The sequence below is a fragment of the uncultured Bacteroides sp. genome, assembly GCF_905207245.1.
Taxonomy (GTDB): Bacteria; Bacteroidota; Bacteroidia; order Bacteroidales; family Bacteroidaceae; genus Bacteroides.
This window is the reverse complement of sequence record NZ_CAJLKP010000008.1, coordinates 45,734-70,417: the sequence shown is the minus strand read 5'-3', so window position 1 is coordinate 70,417 and position 24,684 is coordinate 45,734. Positions and strand designations below refer to the sequence as shown.

Here is a 24,684-nt window from a genome sequence, read left to right as displayed (position 1 = left end):
ACATCCGTGGTTGTACTATGAATATAGGAACTTTCATAAGAAACAGGGCATAGGAACATCAGGAAGCAACTGTTTTAGTTTGAAAAGCATGGAACATCAGCTACCAAAAGCCGACTTTCGACAAAGCAAAGAGTGTAGGCAAAACTTACCTACACTAAATAAATTTGCTTCCACCACCGTTCTATTGCCGATGAACAAGGAGATACAGAGGTTAGTGTAAGCGTGTAGGTAAAAATGAATACAAACTCTTAGTAGAAAAAATGCCCCGCAAGAACCCTGCGGAGCATATCTAATACCTAATAAAAAACTTCTTTCTACCCTAATTTTAGGGGTTTTCTCAATCTGAGACTATATTTTATCTCCATTTCTTCACAGTCTTCTTGTCTGCCGGTGTAGCTTCAATCAAACTGAGAGCAAAACCACCACTACGAGCCAGTTTCACTGACATCTTAGTCTTATTGGTTACAATACCTTTCTTTATCTGATAAGAAGTAGGATTCTCTTTGTAATCGGCATCATTGCCATCAGCATAAAGAGTGGCTACATATTGTTTGCCCGGTTCCAGAAAGTCCAAAGTAAAGTTGGAAGTACGTGCATTCTCATCAGTAATACCACCTACAAACCAGTTGTTCGTGCCTTTAGCCTTACGAGCTGCCGTAATATAATCACCTGGTTCTGCTTCCAGATATTTACTATCATCCCAATCCACAGCTACATCTTTGATGAACTGGAAAGCATCCATATGTTTCTCATAATTCTCAACCAAATCGGCAGCCATCTGCAACGGACTGTATAATGTTACATAAAGAGCCAACTGCTTACAGAGAGTAGTCTGTACCTGTCCATGAGGCAGGTCACCCATAAATTCCAATTTCGTATCAAAGATACCCGGAGTATAATCCATCGGACCGCCAATCAGACGATTAAACGGAAGTAAAGTAGTGTGGAACGGTTTACTGCCACCGAAAGCCTCATATTCCGTACCACGAGCAGACTCATTACCAATCAGGTTAGGATAAGTACGGCAAAGTCCGGTAGGACGTACAGCTTCGTGAGCATTTACACAAATCTTATAATCAGCAGCTTTAGTCACAGCATAGAGATAGTGGTTGTTCATCCACTGGCCATAGTGATGTTCACCGCGAGGAATCATATTGCCTACATAACCACTCTTTACTGCATTGTAACCGTTGTCTACCATAAACTGGTAAGCTTTATCCATGTGGCGTTCGTAGTTGCGCACGGAAGCGGAAGTTTCATGGTGCATCATCAGTTTCACACCTTTGCTCTTGGCATAGTCATTCAGCATCTTCACATCAAAGTCAGGATACGGGGTCACAAAGTCGAATACATAATCTTTGGAATGACCGAACCAGTCTTCCCAACCTTCGTTCCAGCCTTCCACCAACACTTGGTCAAGACCATTCTCGGCAGCAAAGTCAATATAGCGTTTCACATTTTCATTGGTAGCACCATGCTTGCCATTGGGTTTGGTTTTTGTGTAATCCGTTTCACCCAGTTTCACGGAAGGAAGATCATCCGTATAAGCCCAAGTGCTCTTACCGGCAATCATTTCCCACCATACACCTACATATTTCACCGGTTTAATCCAGGAAACATCTTCGTAAGCACAAGGTTCGTTCAGGTTCAGTGTTAACTTGGAAGCCAGAATGTCGCGAGCATCATCACTTACCATAACCGTACGCCACGGCGATTTACAGGGAGCTTGTAAGTAGCCTTTGTATCCTTGTGCATCGGGAGTCAGCCAGGATTCGAAGACAAAATTCTTATCATCCAGATTAAGATGCATACATGAGTAATCTATTAAAGCTGCTTCATGCAGATTGATATAAAGACCATCGGCGGTCTTCATTTGCAGGGAAGTCTGTACGCCCGTCGGCGAGAAGGTGGTTTGTGAAGAGTTAGGAGTTATAGCTCCATCCATCAGACCACGGATTTCAGAAAGTTTAGATTCTGTATAGTCATATTCCTGCGTATCATAATCGCCCGGTATCCAGAAAGCCGTATGATCGCCAGTCATAGCAAACTGGGTATGTTCTTCCTTGACAACGAGATAGTTCATATTCTTAGACAACGGAAATTCGTAGCGGAACCCCAAACCATCGTCAAAAAGGCGGAAGCGGATAATCATATTACGGTCTTGCGCCTTTTGATTCAGCGTCACAGCCATTTCGTTATAATGATTGCGGATTTGTTTTACTTCGCCCCATACCGGTTCCCAGGTTTCATCGAAAGTGGAAGTCTTGGTGTCTGCCAGTGCAAATCCATTCATCAGTCCCGGATCATCTTTCAGTTCCAAACCGAGTTTAGAGGGGTTGATAACAGTCTTGCCTTTGTAGGAAAGTTCATAGATCGGTTCACCTTGTGCGTTCACTGAAAAGTTCAGTTGCAGTTGTCCGTTTGGAGAGGTAATACCCTCAGCCATCGCCCAATTGCTCACTAATAGAAGGAGCAGGAAAGAGAACAATTTGATTGCTTTCATGTTTTTCATGATTTGAATATGTTAAAATTTTAATCGTGATGCAAATATAAGGAGGAAAAGGTATGCAACAGAAGGAATTAAATTAAAATATAGATGCTTTAATGGCAAACGTTTGCATAAAACATTAACCAACTGAATTTTAAAGAAAAGGCTACCTTCTGAAAATATAGATGGAATTAAAGTCGTATCTTTGCCGCCATTTCATAAATAGTCCGATAAATCAGCTTAAAACAATGACTAAAATATTATTATGTATCTTTTTAGGAGGGGGTACAGGGAGTGTACTCCGATTTTGCATACAGGAGATGTTGCATGAACGGATTATCCCCTACTCTTTCCCGTGGGCTACGTTCACCGTCAATATTCTGGGAAGTTTTCTGATCGGGTTGTTCTATGCCTGGTCTGCCCGTTTCAATCTTGCCACTGAATACCGTGTACTGCTAACTACCGGTTTATGCGGCGGCTTCACTACTTTTTCCACTTTCTCAAATGATGGAGTAACCCTCTTAAAACAAGGGTTATATGGATTGTTTTTCACCTATTTTATATTAAGTATCGTATTGGGGGTACTGGCAGCAATAGCAGGAGGAGCAATGGGAAAGTGACGAGCTACAAATAATAGACATCTTTTCTGAACAAAATCCGCCCTTTTCTTGTTCCTTATTTAAAATAATTACAAATAAGAACATAATTATGAAAATAGAAAAGATTATCGGACGCGAAATCCTCGATTCAAGAGGAAACCCCACAGTAGAAGTAGATGTAATTCTGGAATCAGGCTTTATGGGCCGTGCTTCTGTCCCCTCCGGTGCTTCTACAGGTGAACACGAAGCTTTGGAACTCCGTGATGGCGACAAGCAACGTTATGGAGGTAAAGGCGTGTTGAAAGCTGTAGAAAACATCAACAACGTCATCGCTCCGCAATTGATCGGAATGTCTGCCCTCGACCAGATGGGAATCGACCATGCCATGCTGGCACTGGACGGAACAAAAACAAAATCTAATTTAGGTGCCAATGCTATTCTCGGCGTATCCCTCGCCGTAGCAAAAGCAGCAGCAGCCTACCTTGATATACCTCTGTACCGCTACATCGGTGGTACCAATACTTACGTGATGCCCGTACCGATGATGAACATTATCAATGGCGGTTCGCACAGTGACGCTCCTATCGCTTTCCAGGAATTCATGATACGCCCCGTAGGTGCGACTTCTTTCCGCGAAGGTCTGCGCATGGGTGCCGAAGTATTCCACGCTTTGAAGAAAGTATTGAAAGACCGGGGTCTGAGCACTGCCGTTGGTGACGAAGGCGGTTTCGCTCCTAACCTGGAAGGTACGGAAGATGCTTTGAACAGCATCATCGCCGCCATCAAAGTTGCCGGATACGAACCGGGCAAAGACGTCATGATTGCCATGGACTGTGCTTCTTCCGAATTCTATAAAGACGGTATCTATGATTATACCAAGTTCGAAGGTGAAAAAGGCAAAAAGCGCACAGCCGACGAACAGATTGACTATCTGGAACAACTCATCAACCAATTCCCCATCGACTCCATCGAAGATGGAATGAGTGAGAATGACTGGGAAGGTTGGAAGAAACTGACCGACCGCATCGGTAACCGTTGCCAGTTGGTAGGTGATGACCTTTTCGTTACCAATGTCGATTTCCTGGCTATGGGTATTGAAAAAGGTTGTGCAAACTCCATCCTGATCAAAGTAAATCAGATTGGCTCCCTGACCGAAACGTTGAATGCCATTGAAATGGCTCACCGCCACGGATATACTACTGTAACCTCCCATCGTTCCGGCGAAACGGAAGATGCAACCATTGCCGACATTGCTGTTGCCACCAACAGCGGACAAATCAAGACCGGTTCACTAAGCCGCTCCGACCGCATGGCAAAATACAACCAGTTGCTCCGTATTGAAGAAGAACTGGGAGCCAATGCAGTTTACGGTTACAGACGTATCAAATGAACCACCAAAAAATTGTTAGTAAAATAATTATTGTATCAACAGCAAGAGGGGCGAACCATCACGGTCCGCCCCTCTTCTTCTTTAACCTTAGAATCACCAATCAATCTATCACCTTAAAGAAAACTTCCTCTCCGGATTGGCTGTCGGACGCTACCCAAAGACCGAAATCTCCAGGTTCTACAACTTTTGCCATATCAATGTTCCAAAATGCAAGTTCACTAATGGGGAGTTCGAATGAAACACTTTTCTTTTCACCCGGTTTCAATGTTACACGGGTAAAACGTTTCAGTTCTTTTACCGGACGAGTCACGGAACCGACCTTATCTTGTACATACAATTGAGCTACTTCCGTTCCTCCGTATTTACCTGTATTCTCCAAATCAAATGACACTGTCAACACATCATTCTTCTTCAATGCAGCAGAAGAGAGTTTGACATTGCTATACTCGAATGTGGTGTACGACAAACCATAACCAAACGGGAATAAAGGATCAAAACCAGCATCCATATAGAAAGAAGTGCATCCCAATGATGTTTGTCCTGCCTCAACAGCAATGTCATTCAGCAACACTTCATTCCGTGTAGCCGGTCGACCGGTATTGTTATGAGCATAATATACAGGAATTTGTCCCACCATTTTAGGGAATGTAACCGGCGTTTTTCCACTCGGAACGGCTTTGCCCCAAAGCAAATCGGCCAGTGCAGGACCACCCATCGTACCCGGATGGAACGAGTAGAGAACAGCAGCAGATTCTTCCACTTCTTTGCTGATAGTCAACGGACGACCTGCCATCACGACAGTCACGACAGGTTTGCCAGTCTTAGCCAAAGCGGCAATCAAGGCTTTTTGGTCTCCTTGTAAATCAAGGTCGGCAAGGCAGTGAGCTTCACCAGAAAGAATGGATTCTTCACCCACAAAAGCCAGAATAACGTCTGCGCGTGAAGCGGCTGCGGCTGCCTTTGCCACACCTGCCGGGTTCTTCTCGCGGCTATATGCCAATCCCGGTTCATAAATCACCTGCACTTTGTCTCCCACCATGTCCTTAATAGCATTCAGCGGAGTTTGTGTATGAGCCTTTTCGCCATCAAATACCCATGTGCCCATCTGCTCATAAGGTGCATTAGCCATAGGACCTACTACTGCAACAGTTTTCACTGATGATTGTAGCGGTAATACTTCCTTGTCATTCTTCAACAGGATAGCAGATTCGATAGCTGCCTGCTTAGCTGCCTCCAAGTGGGAAGGAGCATACATGACGGATGGCTGTTTCTCATCCACATAAGGATTGTCAAACAATCCCAAACGATACTTAATGCGCAGGATATTGCGTACAGCCTCATTGATAGTGCTTTCTTTCACTTTTCCTTCTTTCACCAATGCAGGCAGTTCTTTCACAAAAGTATAACTCACCATCTCCATATCAACTCCGGCATTAACGGATTTCATAGCTGCTTCTTTAGAATCAGCCGCAAAACCGTGGCTTATCATTTCGCTGGCAGAAGCCCAGTCCGTCACTACCAAACCATCGAAACCCCACTCACCACGAAGCACATCTTTCAGGATAAATGTATTTCCTGTAGAGGGCACTCCGTCATTATCATTGAATGAAGTCATGAACGTAGCTGCACCTGCTTTGGCAGCAGCTTCGAACGGTGGCAAATAGACATTGCGCAGGAGACGCTCAGGAATAAATGTGGAATTGTAGTCACGTCCGCCTTCGGCTGCACCGTATCCCACAAAATGCTTGGGACATGCAGCTATCGACGTGGGATTATTCAGAGAGTCACCCTGAAATCCTTCTACCATAGCAGCACCCATCACAGCGGTCAGATAAGTATCCTCGCCACATCCTTCGGCGATACGTCCCCAACGGGGGTCACGGGCAATGTCAATCATCGGTGCAAATGTCCAACGGATACCCACAGAAGAAGCTTCGATAGCCGCTACCCGTGCACCGTCCTTTGCAACCTGCGGATTGAACGAAGCCGCCTGCCCCAACGGAATAGGGAAAATGGTTTTAAACCCGTGAATGACATCGCGTGCCATCAGCAAAGGAATACCCAACCGGGATTCCTCTATCGCAACGCGTTGCAACGCATTAATGCGTACCGGATCTATCTCATTTAAAATAGAGCCGACTTCACCTTTCTTTATTAAACTGCTCATATCTTCGATGTTGCCATAAGAGGAAATCTGATTCATCTGACCGATTTTCTCTTCAAGAGTCATTTTGGATAAGAGAGATTCTACTTTTTTCTCGGTTGCCGCATCACCTTTATTGGTTGCCACTTGAGTACAAGAGACAAAAGGTAACAGAAGCAAGCAAGCTGAAAAAATCCTTAGTATTTTCATGGATAAGCCTAATTATATGTATTATTACCTAATTCATTATAAATTTGTTATTCATATCACTAATTGCTTAGTTCATTTTTTCTGGAATATGCGTATATAATCCACTTTCATTGTTATAGGCAAGGCGCTCTCATCTACACCTTTATATCCGCCCCAATCACCACCCCATGCAAGGTTGAGAATAGGATAGAAAGCATAAGTGAACGGCCATACGTTTTTGCCGGTACCCTCATTCCTGAATGTCATCAATTCTGTTCCATCTACAAAGAACTTCAGATAGTCGGGAGTCCACTCACAAGCATAGATATGAAACTCAGACTCTGCCGTAGCAATATTGCGAGATGCAGTCTTCTGAGTATTTATGGTATGATTGTAAGCTGCGCAATGAATGGAAGACGACACGATATTCGCATCAACACCCACTTCTTCCATGATATCAATCTCACCACAACCCGGCCAGGGATTAGTCGAGAAATTGTTGTTCACCGGCATCATCCAGAAAGCAGGCCAAGTACCCTTGCCTTTGGGAAGCATGATACGAGCCTCAAAATAGCCATAAAGCCATCCTGTATTTACGTTAGCATAAACACGACCCGAGTAAATCTTACCGTCGGAACCTTTAAAACAATTTATGTTCAATTTACCGTCTATTAGTTCCGTCACACGCTTACCGTCCGCCGAACCATTCACGTAACTCTGAAGTTCATTGTTTACCCAACCGGGCTTTTGTACTTCGTGGGTCCAGTTACTGCCAAGGGATGTACCTTCGTTAAACTCATCATGCCAAACTAGGCGATATCCTTCGGGGGTGTCTATCTCACGGTCTTCAGCCGACTCTTGAGTGACAACTACTGTTATCTTCTCCACACCCGAAACAATATCCAAAGTTCCATTCCGAGAAATTTTGTCTTCATTAGGCTTTGTCGAGATACTCACCGTTTGGCTATCTTTCTTTTCAGCCTTTATCCAGTTATCGTTAGATTTCACGCTCCAATCAGCCACAGCCGAAACAGACAATGTGATATTCTCGCCACTAGAATTAGAGTATATCTCACGTTGTGAAACAGACATTGGGGCATTTTGGGTCACGGGTATCATGATACGTTTTGTTCCCGACTTTACAACAACAGAACCATTACGGTTAGTTGTTTTCTTATTTGCTTTTACAGAAACAGTAACCTGTCCCTTAGTCAAAGAAGAATCAGACACCTTAGCTGTCACCCAAGAACTACAATCATCACTGGCAAAAGCAGTCCATTCGCCACTGCTGCAAGTAACATTCAGTATATACTTTCCTTCAATCGCAACAGCTTCCACTTTTTCGGGTGAACATGTCAACATAACATTATCAGGTTGCGGATCATTATCGCTGTTTCCACAAGCTATTAATGCTAAAAACAGTAGAGACAAAAAATAATTATACTTCATTGATTATTCTTTTTCATTATTCAATCATATATCATATAATAAGACCTGCCATATACGAATATTTGAATTATTTTATCACGTGGAAAGGCTTTAGCCTTCCCACGCCATCTATATATTGATAAATCTTAATGTTTTTGAAATATGATGTCCTTTACTATCACTTTCGTATCATCAGGATTACCTCCAAAGTCAAGGACCAATGATATGGCATGCATAGCCTCTGGCGCTTTCTTTTCCGAAACCCAGAATTTATAATCCGTATCAGCCTCAAGCTTTATTTGTTCGGCAAAGAAGTAATTATTATCATGCTTAACTGGTTCTCCATTTTCATCTACCTCATCCGTCTGTACTAATTTCACAGTTACGCCTCCTATTGCTTTGTTGGCAACCAATGTAACACAGAAATCATAAGTGGTTTCCGTATCAGCCGTCAAGTCTGTATTGAATAGAACTTGATTTTGCCACTGCAGTGCAGTTGCCAACGGGAATATAAATGTATAAGCTCGTCCATCAACCGTCATTTCAGGATTAGGTCTTCCACTCCAATCCTCATTGGCATAATAAAATGAGTTAGTAAACGTAGCGCTATTCCAGATATTGTCCTCACTATCGATTGCTACCCAAGTCGGTTCCGGTGTATCATCTGGCACTTCAGTTCCATCATCATTAGCATGATCTTTCAGTACAAAACTTTCAATACTGACTTCCGTATTCGCCGCATTTCCGCCAAAATCGAATACAACCTTAACATTACTAAAATCAGTTACCGGTATCTTTTCAGGGTCTGCACTATAAATTTCAAGATCCGATCCCCACAATGCTTTTGGTTCTCCCGCATCAAGAGCGAAATTCTTATCCATAAGAATAATATTATCGTTATCAGCTTGACAGATTTTCACCTTCACGTTTTTATGTGCCGTAGAAGAGGTGACAATAACAGAAAAATCATAATGCTTGTCTGCGGAAATAGACAGACCGGTATTAATTGCCATCTGAGCCTGCCACTGGTCAGTTGTAGCCTCAGGAAGAGTAATAGTATAAGCTCCCTTGGATAAAACACATCGAGGAGCATCTATCATATTCCATCCCGGAGCATACCAAAATGCAGGATTATGTGCCGGATTATCATTATTACCGGGATTATTCGGGAGTTCCAGTCCCTTGAAAAGATTGTAATTACTATCTTCAACAAAACCACCGAAACCAGTCATCTTTGTCTTCTCTACAACAAAAGTTTTCACAACAGTACCATCACTGATTCCATTAGCATTCTTCACTTTACATTCTACAGTATATGAACCTTTCTTACGATAATACTTTGAAAGACTAAATGCCGACGAATAAGATGCACCATCAATAATCCAAACCGGAGTAACTCCAGGAGCGGAAGTAAATTCAAAATTCGCATAATTGGTTGACTGGTCTACAGTCACTTTAAAATTGTCAGCATAATCTGAAGCTTGGGGGAGATTTCCATTTGCTCCCGTAAAATCTTCGGGCGAACATGCAGTCATTGCCAAACCTGCAATCAACACCCATGCCATATGTTTAAAAATATTTTTCATATCGTTTATTATTTAATAAAGTTATGGACACTATTTATAATCGTTCTGAACCAAGGCCGGATCAGAGTCCAACTCACCTTGTGCAATGGGAATATATTTCTTCTTCGGAGTCCAGGAATTAGTACGATAGCCATATTCATCGGGAACAAGTGCTGTAGTAGCCTTATTCTTGGATGAAGCTCCGTTGATGCCTTCAGCGCGTACCAAGTCAAAATAACGTTTGCCTTCGCCCACAAACTCAAGACGACGCTCGGTCAGCACATCGTCCACAGTAACTGAGGAAAGTTCCGCCAGTCCGGCACGGGTGCGAACTGCATTCAACCACGTCTTGGCTTCACCGGTTGCACTGCCGCCAGTGCGAAGGGATAATTCAGCGGCATTAAGCAATGTTTCTGCATAACGATAATAACGGTAATTGTTATTATAGTTCAAATTCTGGTCGAATGGAGCACTCTTAAAGTTCCGGTCATACGGACGATACTTTTGCAGCCAAATATGGGTATCCTGATAACGATCGGTATACTTCGTACCACGCACATCCCAGCAAGTAGCGTCGCGACGTTTGTCTGTACTACTAAACATCTCATAGGTCTCAAGGCGCATAGGCAAAAATCCCCAACCTTCACCGGTCCATTCCGGGTCAGCAGTAAATGTATTGGGTGAAATCAGTGTAGGAAGCACAGTACCACCAATAGCCAACGGACTTCCCCATCCACGCTCAGAGTTAGTCTGTTCGTAATTGATTTCCCAAATAGACTCGTTATTCCACTCACCGGTTGTTTCCCAAATAGCAGCATAATTGGGATTCAGCACAAAATTAGGGTCTGCAATAATTTCCTTCATATACCCAAGAGCTCTTGCAAAGCGGCTCTCATCATTCTGGTACATCACCATTTCAGCATACATCATATAAGCCATTGCCTGCGTGACGCGCCCCAATTGTCCTTCATCATCAACAAGCACTCCCCCCTTCATGGTCTTATAATATTTCATAGGCAGTCCTTTTGAGTCTATCACAGCTTCCAACTCTACAATCAGTTCATTGTAAACATCATCAGCCTTGTATTGTGGAGCTGAATAAGGAGGTTTCGAGAGATTCTCCAAATAAAAAGGAACATTACCAAAATAATGCCACAACATATTATAATAGAACACACGCAAACAACGCGCTTGCATCTCATAGCTCTTACGATTTTCTGTCGTAACATCAGTAGCCCAATCCAGATATTTCAGCAAGTCATTGCAACGCTTAACACCCGAATAGTCCACAGTCCAAAGGGAACTGAGCGTATTGTTCTCATTACCTTCATAATTGAAAAGCATGTGCCAATTCTGCATATCAGTCTTAGTGGCACCTCCTACCCAGAAATTGTCACCCATGATTTCAGCATCGATATTCAGGGCATTATACTGCCCCAATCCCCAGTCGGCCCAATGAATAGGATCATAAGCCGCAATCAGAGCTTCCTGAATATGTTCATCCGTAGTATAATAATCTTCCAAAGGTTCACCAGTGGGATTTTCCACCTCAAGGAAACTGTCACTACAACCGGTAGTCAGCATCGTGGCGACAGAAAGTAAGCCTATTGCTAATATCTTTATTGTTTTCATATATTTCTTGATTTTTTTAGATTAGAAAGAAACGTTTACACCTACTGTAAAGGTACGAGCCTGCGGATAAACACCACGATCGATACCAAGAGATTTAATGCCGTCGGGACCGGAAGAAATTTCAGGATCAAACCCCCAATACTTTGTCCAAGTCACAAGATTCTCAGCCTGTACATAAACACGCAAACGTTCGATGGTAAGTTTACGAGTAAGAGCTACAGGCAATGTATAACCCAAAGTTATATTCTTAAGACGAAGGTAGGAGCCATCGCATACATATAAGTCAGATACCATCCAGTTCGTAGCATCACCCACTGCCAGACGGGGGTACTTATTGGAAGTTCCCTCACCGGTCCAGCGGCCCAGCATCCACGATGGGTAGTTACCAGAAGCAACATCTGTACGATAAGTCGCATCAAAAACATCGGCACCAGCTACACCTTGGAAGAAAATATTGAAATCAAAGCCCTTCCAGTCTGCATTAAAGTTCAAGCCATAGGTCCAGTCGGGAGTACCATTACCAATATTGGTACGATCATCGGCAGAAATACTTCCGTCACCGTTCACATCTACAAAGCGTGTATCACCGGGAACTGCATTCGGCATTATCATAGCTCCATCCTTGTTGACATAAGCACGAATCTCGTCCACATTCTGGAACACACCATCAGTCTTATAACCGAAGAAGTACGGGAAAGGTTGTCCGTTTGAACCTCGTGTACCGCCACCGGATAACCCCTGAATGCCGTCAAAATCCATATAACCGGTATCATTACCTAAGTTCTTCAATGTATTTTTAAGATAAGTAGCATTACCCTTGACAGCAAATTTAGCATCTGAAATATTCCATTTGTAGCCAATTTCAAACTCAAAACCACTATTTTCCATATCACCCACATTGCCCAAAGGCTTGCTTTCACCTACATAACTCGGAATAGGCATTTCCATAATCATACCATTAGTTTTCTTTATATAATAATCAGCACTGAACGTCAATGCGTTATTAAAGAATCCCAAATCAATACCAAAGTCGGTCTGCTCACTTTCTTCCCATTTCAAATCAGGATTAGCCAAGCGCTGAGCTTTAGAGCCGATATACTTGACGGCATCCCTACCAAGAAGCACATTGTTGCCCATAGCCGTAAGTGAAGTATAACCGAACTCATCTATATTATCATTACCATTCTTACCCCAACTGGCACGAATTTTTAAATTGGAAAGCCACTCCCGCGTATTTTCCATAAAAGCCTCATTCGTCACATTCCAGCCTGCTGATACAGAAGGAAATGTACCATACTTATTGTTAGGACCGAAACGGCTGGAACCATCACGACGTATCGTAGCTTGAAACATATAACGTTCATCGTAGTTATAACTCAAACGCGCAAACATAGACGACATTGTGTGTTCGATACGAGGAGCACCCGATACGCCATACTGAACAGTAGCACCTGTTATTTCATCTTTGTCATTTTTAGTATATTCAATGTTTCCTGTAGAATAGTCAATAGAAGGTTTATTAGGGTTTACCAGATTCCAGCGATTGCCTTTCAAATAATCACCTTTGTATTTCAAGGCAGACTGTCCCAATACCACACCGAAGGTGTGCTTACCAATAGTTTTATCATAAGTCAAGGTGTTTTCTAACTGCCATGTAACATTCTGTTCCTTATTGGCTTCCACACTGGTATGTGAAGCATTATTATTACCAGAAAGATAGAAACGGGAAGTTGTGGCCTTATCATATCCCCAGAAACCCATATCAGCACTGTAACTAAAATGATATTTTAGATTATCCCACAATTGCAAATCAATAGAAAACTTGGGAACAAACTTATGCGACCAATTCTTTTGAGGACTCAAAGTCATCATAGCCAATGGATTGTTCATTTCCTGGTAAGCACCACCATAACCGGGTACAGTATAAGGATTTCCGTTTTCATCACGAGGCAAATCATAAGCCTTGTAATAGGCTATCATTTCAGCTGCTGCATCACCGGTCAATGTAGATGTCAAGATAGGAGACAAATAAAGAGCAGAGCCTAAAGCAGAACCGAATTCCGAGTTGGTATTGATGCCAGTGGCATGTGTGCGCATATAAGCAATATTTACACCCAAATCCAGTTTATTCAAGAAACTGCGTTCCTTGGAGGCATCAATCACGTTATACTGTGTGTTAGAGCGAATTGTCAGACGGTCATAATTAGATTGTCCGTAGTTACCACCAACAATACCATCTTGTGTATAATATCCCAATGAAAGATAGTAGTTTATCTTTTCTGATGCTCCACTGATAGTTACATCATGATTCATCACCGGCGCATTGTCATTGAACAACAGTTTTTGCCAATCTGTACCGAAGCCCTTAATGGCTTGTCCATTGGCATCTATCAAGTTGTAAGGGTCTGCATAAATCGGAGCCTGACCACCGTTCACACGGCTCTCATTCTGCAAGATGGCATAGTCCGTAGCACTTGTCACATCACGTTGCTTCCATGCACTCTGCCAACCATAAGAAAAGTTGTAATTAATCTGAGCCTTCCCCATCTTACCTTTCTTTGTGGTTACAAGGATAACACCATTGGCAGCACGTGCACCATAGATAGCTCCGGATGCAGCATCTTTCAAGACCTCAATGGATTCGATATCATTCGGATTCACAAAGTCAAGACCACCTCCGATAGGCATACCGTCCACAATGTAAAGCGGATCACTATTATTAATAGTACCGATACCACGTACACGCACACGAGGAGAATCACCCGGTTGTCCTGAAGCAGAAGTAACATCTACACCGGCAGCCAGCCCCTTCAGTGCATTATCCATGCGGACAGGAGCTTTTGCAGCAATATCTTCGCTACTAACCTTGGCAATAGAAGCAGTAACTACACTCTTCTTTTGCACACCATAACCTACTACTACCACTTCGTCCAGAGCTTCTGAATCCTCTTGTAACACAATTTTCAGTTCACGCTTACCATTTACCGAAATTTCTTGTGATTTGAATCCTATATAAGAAATGGAAAGGATTGCGTCGGAGGGAACCGACAAGGCAAATTCACCGTCCAAACCGGTGATTGTTCCTGTAGTGGCATTACCTTTCACCACCACATTTACTCCAGGTAAGGGGTCGTTATCCGCACCGCTTACCACCGTACCTTTTACCTGTATATTCTGTGCATATACAGAAGCTAATAAGGTAAAGCTTAGTAAAAATAAAACTGATAATAACTTTTTCATAAGTTTCACTAAATTAAGATTAACAATTCTCGGTTTCGTTCTCATTTGAACACCGCAAACATATGATAAATAACTACGAAAGAAACCAGAAACATCCATTCTTAAATACGTCAATTCAAAATTCAGAATACGCTACCAATACGTCAAAAAGGAATAAAACACTAAAAATCAAAATTTTATCAATACTTTTGTTCAATACGTCACCGCATGTTATAGAGCATAAAACACTATTTTTGCATACCGTAATAACATATAAACAAGCAAAATATAAAGGAAGTTAATAACAGAAGAGCATATTTATTATAATAGCCAAAGACATACTAATAAAAAAAGTTCTCTCATATCATCAGTAGATAGAGAGAACTTCTTATCATTATTAATATAAGTAACTATTTAGTTTTCTTCTTCTTTCCTTTTTGAAAACTATCTGGAAATGTTATCTGATTAATCACCTCTCCACCACGCAGCCGAATCCAGGTATCAAAAGTCTTTTGATTTTCTTTCAGCACAATCACGCGTGCACCATTCGGCCTCAGATGATTATAGATGGTATTTCCGCCGGAAAAGCGACCATAAGCCAGCAATATCTCCTTGTACATCACTGCAAAGTCATTGTCATGGTCATGACCACAGAAAGCAGCTATCACATCTCCTTGCTCCTTTATGGCAGTAAACATACCGGAATTAAGTCTCGGACAGCTCACCTCCTCGCCTTTCGAGCCTAGCAACGGACTCTTCCCGTCAGCCTCAGCCAAAGCATATTCAGGCAAAGGAATATGGAAGAAAGCAAGAGATGGAAGAGGAGTTCCTCCATTATTCTCAGTAAAACTCTTGCTCTGCTCACGATACCAATTAATTTGTTCAAAACGGAACCAATCATATCCACCGATTCCTTCTAGTTTGGGACGAGCATGAGAGTCCATACAGTAAAAGACCGCTGCTGTTCGCGTTCCATCACTGGACATTACCGGTAAAGCATAATCGGGACTAAAGGCAGCATTACGATCGGGTTGTATATTATAAGGCATAGCACTAATGATATCATAGATTTCACTCAATGTACAATCAAACTGCTCATCGTGGTTGCCAAAAACAACAGCAAACGGAATCTGGCGTTCCGAAATACAAGCAAATAATACCGGTAATATTTTTGCTACTGAAGCAGAATAAACCAAATCTCCTGTCACCATTACAAAGTCCGGTTTTTCGGCATCCAGCACTTCCTCCATGCATTCTATAGCCTTATTGGAGGCCTTTTTTCCCCACTTATAGTGAAGGTCTGTAAACTGCACAATTTTAAACTCTCCATCGGAAGAAAAATGAAGAGTAGTTTTTTGCGCATGGCCAACAAAAGCCATGCACAGAAATATGATACAAATAGTAATATGTTTCATTGTTACATATTAAGATCCAGCACCAATCGTAACCCTAAGCCTCTTTCACGTGTATCCTGCTCCACTCTACGACGGAAAGCCACGCGAAGGTTATCAGCCGATTCACTGTCCCAGGCACCACCACGACGCACACGGTTTTTGTCCTGTTTAGAACCGATAGGATCTGAAACTTCTCCCTTGGGATAATCATTTTTATAATCCATACAGAATTCCCATACATTACCGCTCATATCATAAAATCCAAGTTCATTGGGTTTCTTCGTTTTCACAGCATGTGTCGTATTTTGGCTATTAGCATAATACCAGCCCACTTCATCCACATTAGCACTTCCACTATATTGTGTTAGTTGGGTTTTATTTCCACCTCGCGCTACATATTCCCATTCCGCCTCTGTCGGTAAACGGAAATGTACTCCTGTCAATTCATTCAGTTTCTTAATGAAAACCTGACATTCGTCCCAACTTACCATCTCTACAGGCTTATTAGGATCTTGGAAAGTAGAAGGGTTATTATCCATAACATACTCCCACAACGCTTGTGTCACTTCCGTTTCACCCATATAGAAGTCTTTCGTGATCTTTACCCAATGAACCGGTTGTTCATCTTTGTCTGCATTCTGTTGTTCGGGAGTAGCTCCCATTTTGAACATCCCCCCCTTCACGAGAAGCAAATCAAAACTCACTGGCTTCTTAGTTTGTACTCCAATGATATTCGCCTGTGGCTTCAGTTCCACGGTAATTCTTGGCTTAAGGGGAGTAGGCCCCCCCGGTTTAGTGACTGTCATGATATAGGTAGATTTTGACTTCACACTCTCAAAATCACAACGCAAAGGGGTAAATTCCGCAGTTTTAACAGTAAGCCAGTTAGACCCCGCAGGCAAGTATACCCAATATTCTCCATCCTTATACTCAAATTTAACAACATCTCCTTCAAATTTAGCATCCGGAACAGCCAGCCCTACTTTAATCAAGGCGCAAGGGTCTCCGTTCAAGTCAGGAACCTGATGTACCTGAGCTGCTAAATCAGACGGATCAACATGAAAATCGCTCATAGTCAACTCTTGTGCATAGAGCGAACATAATGAAAAACACAGCAGAATTGCTGCTAAAAAAATCTTCTTCATATAAATTATTTTTTTATTATTATGGTAGTTTTACATCTGAAAATCCAAAAACATTTTCTCCCATAGGTTGCCAAGTTCTCACCTGTATTTTAGGCTGTTCCTCATTTGTAAAGTCCCAAATTAAGACTACCATGCCTTCATCATGATAGGTAGATGAGTACCAGTTCTGCCGCAATGTCACTGCGTAATACTGAGGTTTTGCGCCATTACGCTTAATCTCATAATCATCGAACTCTACATTGATATAGCCTTTATACTTTTCACGGTCAAAGACACGGCGCAGACTTGCCAAATACTGTTGTTTATTCTTCTGGACATATTCCACTTTTGTTGCATCTGCCAATCCTACTTCACTCTTCTGTCTTTGCATTACCACTTTACCTGTAATAATCAAAGCATCATCACTGAAAATATCTTCCATAAATCTCAGATTCTTGTCATTATAAGCTTTTTTGAACTGTTCGCACCAGTGAATAATTTGCAGACGACGATCTACATCATTCAACCGAACCCCTTCTTTCAACAATTGCTGATATTGCCGGGTTTCCATAGCAAAATTAAAGTCAATAATTCGTCCAGAGGTATTAAAGTCAATACAAATTTCCTGATACTTAGATTTTTGAGTATCAAAAGCAGCATCCAGAGGTCTCATCTCCACACCAATATTTCTTACCTGAAAACCACGCAAACTTCCATTGCTACGCTCCAAACGAACACAATGCTCTACAATATCACTATCCATTGTACGGAAATGAACATTGTTCCAAGTCATCCCGATACTCTGTGAAGCCAGATTGTCTATGTCAATACCACTATAATTGATGTCTGAATTGCTGGATTCGGCAATATTAATAGCAGTCAGCAAGCCCATCACCTGCTGTTCTATCTTTGTTTTTAAAGCACCATCCGGAATACCATCAGAAAACTCAAAAAGTACTTCGTTTTGTGCCTGCAAAAGCATGCAACACCCCAACATCCAGAAAGTGAATACTAATTTTCTCATATTTCTATAACATTACTATTTATACATATTCAAGCAGTACAATCCCTCAAATCTGAATCTTACTTGGAAAATTCAAACCACACTGCACCTTTTCCCTTACCAAAATAATTATCCAATGAATCGTATTGATGGGTTCTGAAATTAATTCGCTCACTAGTACCAGGCCCCAGAATAGTCACCAGACTTTTATCTGCATCATTTTCAAGGATAATCCAAAAGCATTCTGCTATATTCTTACACTCATTATATGTACCAAAACGCTTCACTTTATAATCTACTTTCATACGATTAAGAGCATTGATTGCTTCCTGCAAATTAGTTTTTTTCAGCAGATCATCCAAAGCTTCCTGTTGCCACTCCACAAGAAGAGGCATAGAAACATCCGAAGAAGAGACCTCCGGTGTTGCTAATTCAGATTCTGCAAGTTCAGGAACGACTATCGGCTCTACTTTCGATTCAAATGTCTCACCTGATTCAAATGGAACATAATCAGCCTTATTTACGTATGCAAAAACTCGCATATTAGTACCACGCTTTCCTTTTATATATTGTACCTTCGTCAAGCTATGTTCCGTTACTTTGTTTTCAGGAGGTAAATTATTGTCATTGATATAATCATTAATATAGTTAGCCAACATCAAAGTGGCAGCCTCACGTGCCTCCTCTTCAGTTTCCATAGTAGATTCAGCGTAGAAGTATTTTCCATTACGCTTAATGTCGTTTATTTGCTTTGTAATACCCGAACTTTGTGCTAAAGCCCCCACGACCGAGAGGCAGCCCAACAATAACATCAGAATTCGTTGTTTCATACCTTTAATTTTCATCTTCCTTAAACAAATTTTTAATTTTAGAAGTGGGGATATAACTAGTCAGACGGGCCGTTATATTTCCCTTTTTATCTAATACCTGCTCTACATCACAGGTTACTTTCATCGCATGGCAATATCCTTCATTAGCATTGCGCATTAATAATTCACAAACAGCGAGGGTTCCCTCAAAACTAATTACTCCAAAATAAGGAGTACACCCTTGCCTCAGAAAATAACTGATAAACTGTAACAAAGGCACTTCAAAGTTCTCATCGGGAGCATCATACTTTTTCAGACGGACATTTATCCTGAAATCATTTTTCAGATTAACGGTGGTCAGCAAGTTTGCCAAGCTCTCCAAAGGATGCTTTCGGTTGAACAGCAACTGGTATTTTCCATCTCCTGATTTCTCATAATAGCGGGTTGTATTCAGCTCAGCTGTGTAACAAGTATCCCCAGGAAGAACAAAGTAATTCGGTTGCCAAGTCATAACCAAGGACTTAGGATTAATCTTTGTAGTATCTGCCGGCAACGATGCAGCACGTTTTATTGCCTCCACTATACGCCGCTCATTTTCTACCATCTCGGTACCATGAAGCAAATCATAACTAATAGGGAAATCAACCGAACAAGTAAGTTTATCCCCCCGATACCAACTAACCTTATAGCGCCTGTCAGACAGATTGTCAATAGTCAGGTTTAAAGTGGTATCACCAACCTGTTTACGCAGATCAGACATTTCTCCAACTGTAAAATTGATATTATCTTCTGCTATTTGTTTCTCTACAGACTTCTCACGTTTCAACGGTAGATCAATGCTCAGCACATATCGCTCTAAGAAATTGCATACAGCAGGAATATGTAACAGTTGACGTTGTTCCTCAGAAAACAAAAGATAACCAATATGGCTTACCCTTCCGCCATCTACAGTTACACTCAACGGACGTTTTTTATAAAAAAGTTCTGCATTATAACGACCATCTTTCAAAGTACTCAACTGATCTGCCAACTTTAATGAAGTTGCCATATCAGCCAATAAATCAGTCTGATAACTATTCTGAGCTATCAACGACATGGTATTCACCCCCGAGAGAGCAAATACCATGAATAATGAGTAGAAGATGGCCTTCATAACATTCAATATTTATCAACCACCGATCTGAATTGTCTTACGCGTTCCATCCTTACGTTGAAGTTCGCCTTGCTGTAAGTTACCATCTTTAAACTTAGCGTTCATAATTTTGTCGCCCGACTTCAAGTCCAAAGTTTCTTTATCTCTATTTTTCAAGTCGAGTGAATACCCTTTCGTAACATAAGCAATACCAATGCCATTAGGTTTACCACTTCCATTCGTTGGTCCTTCAAAATAACCATAAGGCAGATTTATACGTGCAGGAGCATCTTTTTTCACAGTAACATCAACACTGGCAGACTTTGCACCTTCCGATGTAGAAACCTTAACCGTTGCTTTACCAGCTTTTACAGCTGTAACCAAGCCCGACTCAGAAACTGTAGCAACAGCATCATCAGAAGATGCCCAAGAAAGCTTATCATTTGCACCTTCCGGTGACAGCTCCACAGTCAATTGCGCTTCATCTCCTGCTGCCAGTTGTAGGTCTTTTTCAGTTTCTTTAATCACAATAGCTTCAACTGCAACCACAGACGGTTCTGCTTCCTGTTTTACTACTTCTTCTCCTTCTGCAGAACCATCAGAAGGTGTTACGGGATCCGTTTGCTCCGTTTCTACAAGTTTAGCAGTAGTGTCTCCTCCTGACAAGCCCAAATATAGACCAATACCGCCTAGCACCACAACTGCTGCTACTCCGATAATAACCATTTTGCTTTTTGTCCCCGGATCACCCACTACTTCAGACAGTGCTCCTCCACATTCGGGGCATACAAAATCTTCTCCCAGAGGGATTTCAATTATTTCTTTCGCATTTGCTTTTGAGCAGTTTTCAATGTTATTACACCGCCCATATTTTACATTCGGATTTTTTTTAGCCATAACTTTTAGCTTTTACTTATTTAAAATTAGCAATTAATTCCAGTGCAGTCAATGCAGCAGTACGGAACTCCAAAAACTTCTCACTACCGGTATTTCCTCCACATTCAGGTAAGATTACCTCTTTTATTAAAGTCTGTACTTCCGTCTTCAGTTCCTGACGTTTATTGACGTGCAGATAGTCGCCACGCATAGCCTTATCAAATTTAGTCTTCAGTTCTTCACCGAAATCTTCGGTAAATTCAGTAGAATAACTTACGCCCGTAAAGCTATCTGCCATTGGTTTCAACACTTCCATATCCAACGCATCTTTTTCTATCGTACCATAAGCGTCGAGTCCGGTACCGTCATTCTTCGGTGCTTTTTTTACGAGCCCTAAAGCATAACCCAATATCAGATAGGGAGTATATATTTTACGCACTTCCGATGGCAGTTTTTCTGCAGTCATAAACAAAGTCGGGAATTGTTCACCTGTACCTTCAGTGTGAAGCACCGTACGGTTTTCCTTACTGTTTGTAGGACTATTAGCCAATTGATTGTAGCGTTCCTTGAAGAATTTCAAATCATTAACAATACGAAGTGGGAAGCAATAAGTGATGCTGCTTACAGTCATCTCGTTCTTACGGGCTCCATTCATATCTACATATACCTGAATATCAGAATTTACAGCCGCAATCATAGCAGCTTTCAATTTGTTGGCAAACTTCTGCACTTGTTCACTTCCTTCCACTTCCGGCAAGTTCACCAGCACAATGCGGCGATAAATATTCTGTCCTTTCTGTGGAATAGGGTTGTTGTTTACAGCCAAACTGATTTGAGTAGCATCAAAAGTGGTATATACACCACTATTTTCTATCACATCCGAAGCAAATTGTTTTAAAGCCTCCGGTGTATTATACTTCTCACTCAACTGTTCCAGAATATTCCGGTTAATCAGCTTCTCACTATTTTCCAGCAACACTTCATCATGAATGATAATCGCCTTACGCATCACTACCGTATCGAGCAGTTTAGATATTTCTTCACTGGAAATACTGGCATTTGCGCGTGCAAATGTACGTTCTGTTCCTATTATTTTCAGTAATTCTCCACGAAACTCATCACAGATACCTTTCTGACGGGTTTTATCTTTGATAACCGTTTCGGTAAAATTAAGTACTCCCTGCTGATTGTAGAAGCGTACAATATCCTCTTGCAAACTAACGGTTCCATTGTCACTACAACGTGTACCTATCTGCTGTTCTGCAAAATTCAAAGCATCATTTATTATATCTACAAACTTCTCCACACGTCCGCGCAAAGCATTCATCTTAACAATAAGCACTCCCATCATGGAAACAGCAAATTGAGTACCTTGCAATTCGGTACGCTTCATGCAAAGCATATTCATGATAGAAGCATAGCCCTGTATCAGGTTGTTCTTACGAATCAGTCCGCCCAGCAAGCCCAAATTTTGCCATTCAGCTTCTACCCGTGCTTTCTCTTTCTCTTGGGCATCAATAACTTGATTGATTTTTGTAATCCGTTCTTCCATCTCTCTGCGACGAGCATCCATCATCATCAGCAAACAGTCACACAATTCGCAAAGATTATACAGAGAGTAATCTCCGGTACTCCATTTGTCGAACATGTATTTTTCTATCAAGCTGCAGATTTCCAGAGCATGTTGTTCGCGGGCAGCATTTTTTCCTTCAAAGAAACTGTTGACTCCCACTCTGCGGAAAAACTGGTCATATCCTTGCGCACATAATCTAGCCAACTCCGCTAAAGGTAATCTGGCACTACGAGCCTGCTCAGTCCATACAGGAATAACGGCTCCCCAATACTCGGAGAAAGGAGGGAATCTTCCTCTGTCTGACTCTAAAATCGGTTTATCCAAAACAAGATGTTTGTCAGTCATGCGCCATGCTTCCCATTGCTGTGCTTCCTTTACGAAGGAGTGGAAATCAATATTGGCAGGAGTATCACGGAATCCCAAATCATCGTTCCAGTTATTGAAACGAAGTTGGAGCAATGCCTGCATACCAAACTGGTAAGCAAAATATTCTTTTATCTCTTGTTCAGGAATAACTATACGTTTGATACCGAAAGAACTGAAACGTTTAGAACGAACAATGTCAGCAGGTTCGGTTTTTGATTTTTCATAACGTTCCTTATCCCAATCATTGATATTTTCCAAACTATAAGTACGATTATACTCTTCTGTATTATCGTTCTGCTCCAAAAATATACGGTTGAATGCAAAGTCGGAAACCATTTTGGGCAAATGCTTCAATGAATCAACAATCTTTCCGTGCTCATTGATGTTAGAATAAACAAAACAGGAATCAGCCACTTTATCTACAGCATCCAAATTTAAGCGTTCATATTGCCCCGACACATCCAAAGGCTGATAGCTCTTTATCTGCAAAGCGTTCAACTCTGTCAGTGCAGCAAAACCATTAGCATGGTAACGTCCGGCATCACATGTTCCCGGAGGAGTTATTTCGGGCAACATAGCAAACGCAGTAATACCCGTACCGGTTTTTCCGTCAGGACTTAAACCGGCTTGAAATTCCGGCATCATACGTGTTTGTGCAATCACATCTATAATAGCTCCGGATCCCGTTCCACCCGCCAGACCGGTAAAGATATGAATATTGGTACGAGCCGCTCCACTACGTGAATTTGCTATTCTATATTGAGCCCTCAAAGCTTGTTTGTAAGAATCGATATTAGAGCCAAACAGGATTCTACCGGCACGACGCTTCTGTGCAGCAGCAGCACCCACTTCACCTAATGTTCTCTTCATTACTTCAGGATCACCAATGAAGCCTTTTAATCCAGGAAATCCACTTGGATTGCTGAACACTGTATTCAAATCAATTCCTTTAACAAAAAGAAATTCATTCTGATTGAACTGCGCATCTTCGCCCAATACTTTCCAGGTGATATCACCCGCCTGCATCATTTCAGTGCTTGAATCGACATATAAAAAGGAAATCGGGAGATTTGCTCTTTCTTCCGGAGTGAATTCCTGAAACAGTCTTTTGCGAAAAGCTTTCAGAACCTTTCCACCTGTTCCTCCTAAGCCAATAAGAATGTGATTTTCCATAATTTTTTAAGTTATATATTATTTATTATTAGTAGTATGTTTCCATATCTGTTGGACTAGAGAATCTCATCCGTGGTCTCATCCATGCCAACAGTATTCCACCTCCTATTATAAATCCGATTATCCAAAGTATCCGCCTCAGAATATAATAGTTTATTGTTTTTTTCATAACTTGAGCTATTCCGACAGCATAACCGGTACTACCGTCTGCAATAGATTTTACATCAATCTTTTCTACATAAGATGATACGATAGGAAACTCTTCCTGAATAGCCAGTTTCACTTGTTCCACCTGTTCAGCAGATGAAAGTTGAGTAAATGTTCCATTAGCCTGATTGGCAACACTACTCACCAATTCCTGAACATCGTCCACATACCCTTTGGCATACATCGCCCCAACCATCATAGTGCTCTGAGCAAAAAAAAGTATCCATAACACAAGCATCAACAGGATATTCCACAGAGTAAATCTATAAGAAAAATAGAGGCCCCGCATCAGTAGGTACAAAAGCACGATAATTACTATGGAGAGAATTCCTCCCCACAGCAGTGTAGATATAAGATTAAAAATAAAACTCATC

At 41.6% G+C, this 24,684-nt stretch carries 16 protein-coding genes; 2 read left to right on the top strand and 14 right to left on the bottom strand.

Annotated features, from left to right (window positions below; translation table 11 throughout):
• Positions 1 to 355: 355 nt before the first annotated feature.
• Positions 356 to 2,512, bottom strand: coding sequence for a glycoside hydrolase family 97 protein (locus tag QZ135_RS04370; RefSeq protein WP_294606223.1), 2,157 nt, complete (start codon positions 2,510 to 2,512; stop codon positions 356 to 358).
• Between the two features lie 224 nt (positions 2,513 to 2,736).
• Here QZ135_RS04370 and crcB point away from each other — a divergent pair, with 224 nt between their 5' ends.
• Positions 2,737 to 3,108, top strand: coding sequence for a fluoride efflux transporter CrcB (gene crcB / locus QZ135_RS04365; RefSeq protein WP_294606221.1), 372 nt, complete (start codon positions 2,737 to 2,739; stop codon positions 3,106 to 3,108).
• A gap of 88 nt (positions 3,109 to 3,196) precedes the next feature.
• Positions 3,197 to 4,477: a phosphopyruvate hydratase gene (eno, locus tag QZ135_RS04360; RefSeq protein ID WP_294606220.1), complete on the top strand. Its 1,281-nt coding sequence runs from the start codon at positions 3,197 to 3,199 to the stop codon at positions 4,475 to 4,477.
• 100 nt (positions 4,478 to 4,577) lie between these two features.
• Here eno and QZ135_RS04355 read toward each other — a convergent pair whose 3' ends face one another.
• The 13 genes from QZ135_RS04355 to QZ135_RS04295 form a co-directional block, all read right to left on the bottom strand.
• On the bottom strand, positions 4,578 to 6,830 hold the full coding sequence (locus QZ135_RS04355) for a glycoside hydrolase family 3 N-terminal domain-containing protein (RefSeq protein ID WP_294606218.1): 2,253 nt from the start codon (positions 6,828 to 6,830) through the stop codon (positions 4,578 to 4,580).
• A gap of 72 nt (positions 6,831 to 6,902) precedes the next feature.
• Complete coding sequence (locus tag QZ135_RS04350; protein WP_294606216.1) at positions 6,903 to 8,258, bottom strand: family 16 glycosylhydrolase; 1,356 nt, start codon at positions 8,256 to 8,258, stop codon at positions 6,903 to 6,905.
• 125 nt (positions 8,259 to 8,383) lie between these two features.
• A complete protein-coding gene (locus QZ135_RS04345; protein WP_294606214.1) occupies positions 8,384 to 9,823 on the bottom strand; it encodes a hypothetical protein in 1,440 nt (479 codons plus the stop codon).
• A 30-nt stretch (positions 9,824 to 9,853) separates the two neighbouring features.
• Positions 9,854 to 11,434 carry a RagB/SusD family nutrient uptake outer membrane protein gene (locus tag QZ135_RS04340; protein WP_294606212.1) on the bottom strand — a complete coding sequence of 527 codons (1,581 nt, stop codon included), beginning with the start codon at positions 11,432 to 11,434 and terminating at the stop codon, positions 9,854 to 9,856.
• Between the two features lie 21 nt (positions 11,435 to 11,455).
• Entirely contained in the window at positions 11,456 to 14,674 is a 3,219-nt protein-coding gene (locus QZ135_RS04335; protein WP_294606211.1) for a TonB-dependent receptor, read from the bottom strand.
• Positions 14,675 to 15,063: 389 nt separating this feature from the next.
• Positions 15,064 to 16,068, bottom strand: coding sequence for a metallophosphoesterase family protein (locus QZ135_RS04330; protein ID WP_294606209.1), 1,005 nt, complete (start codon positions 16,066 to 16,068; stop codon positions 15,064 to 15,066).
• Between the two features lie 2 nt (positions 16,069 to 16,070).
• Positions 16,071 to 17,192 (bottom strand): formylglycine-generating enzyme family protein, encoded by a 1,122-nt coding sequence (locus tag QZ135_RS04325; RefSeq protein ID WP_294606207.1) that lies wholly within the window; start codon positions 17,190 to 17,192, stop codon positions 16,071 to 16,073.
• Positions 17,193 to 17,211: 19 nt separating this feature from the next.
• Entirely contained in the window at positions 17,212 to 18,195 is a 984-nt protein-coding gene (locus QZ135_RS04320; protein WP_294606206.1) for a nuclear transport factor 2 family protein, read from the bottom strand.
• Between the two features lie 59 nt (positions 18,196 to 18,254).
• The gene (locus tag QZ135_RS04315; protein WP_294606204.1) at positions 18,255 to 19,004 is read right to left on the bottom strand and encodes a hypothetical protein; all 750 of its coding nucleotides are present in this window, start codon (positions 19,002 to 19,004) and stop codon (positions 18,255 to 18,257) included.
• Positions 19,005 to 19,008: 4 nt separating this feature from the next.
• Positions 19,009 to 20,136, bottom strand: a complete 1,128-nt coding sequence (locus QZ135_RS04310; RefSeq protein WP_294606202.1) for a hypothetical protein — start codon at positions 20,134 to 20,136, stop codon at positions 19,009 to 19,011.
• 15 nt (positions 20,137 to 20,151) lie between these two features.
• On the bottom strand, positions 20,152 to 21,012 hold the full coding sequence (locus tag QZ135_RS04305; protein ID WP_294606201.1) for an Ig-like domain-containing protein: 861 nt from the start codon (positions 21,010 to 21,012) through the stop codon (positions 20,152 to 20,154).
• A gap of 16 nt (positions 21,013 to 21,028) precedes the next feature.
• Positions 21,029 to 24,103: a tubulin-like doman-containing protein gene (locus QZ135_RS04300; RefSeq protein WP_294606199.1), complete on the bottom strand. Its 3,075-nt coding sequence runs from the start codon at positions 24,101 to 24,103 to the stop codon at positions 21,029 to 21,031.
• 28 nt (positions 24,104 to 24,131) lie between these two features.
• The gene (locus tag QZ135_RS04295) at positions 24,132 to 24,683 is read right to left on the bottom strand and encodes a hypothetical protein (protein WP_294606198.1); all 552 of its coding nucleotides are present in this window, start codon (positions 24,681 to 24,683) and stop codon (positions 24,132 to 24,134) included.
• Position 24,684 lies beyond the last annotated feature (1 nt).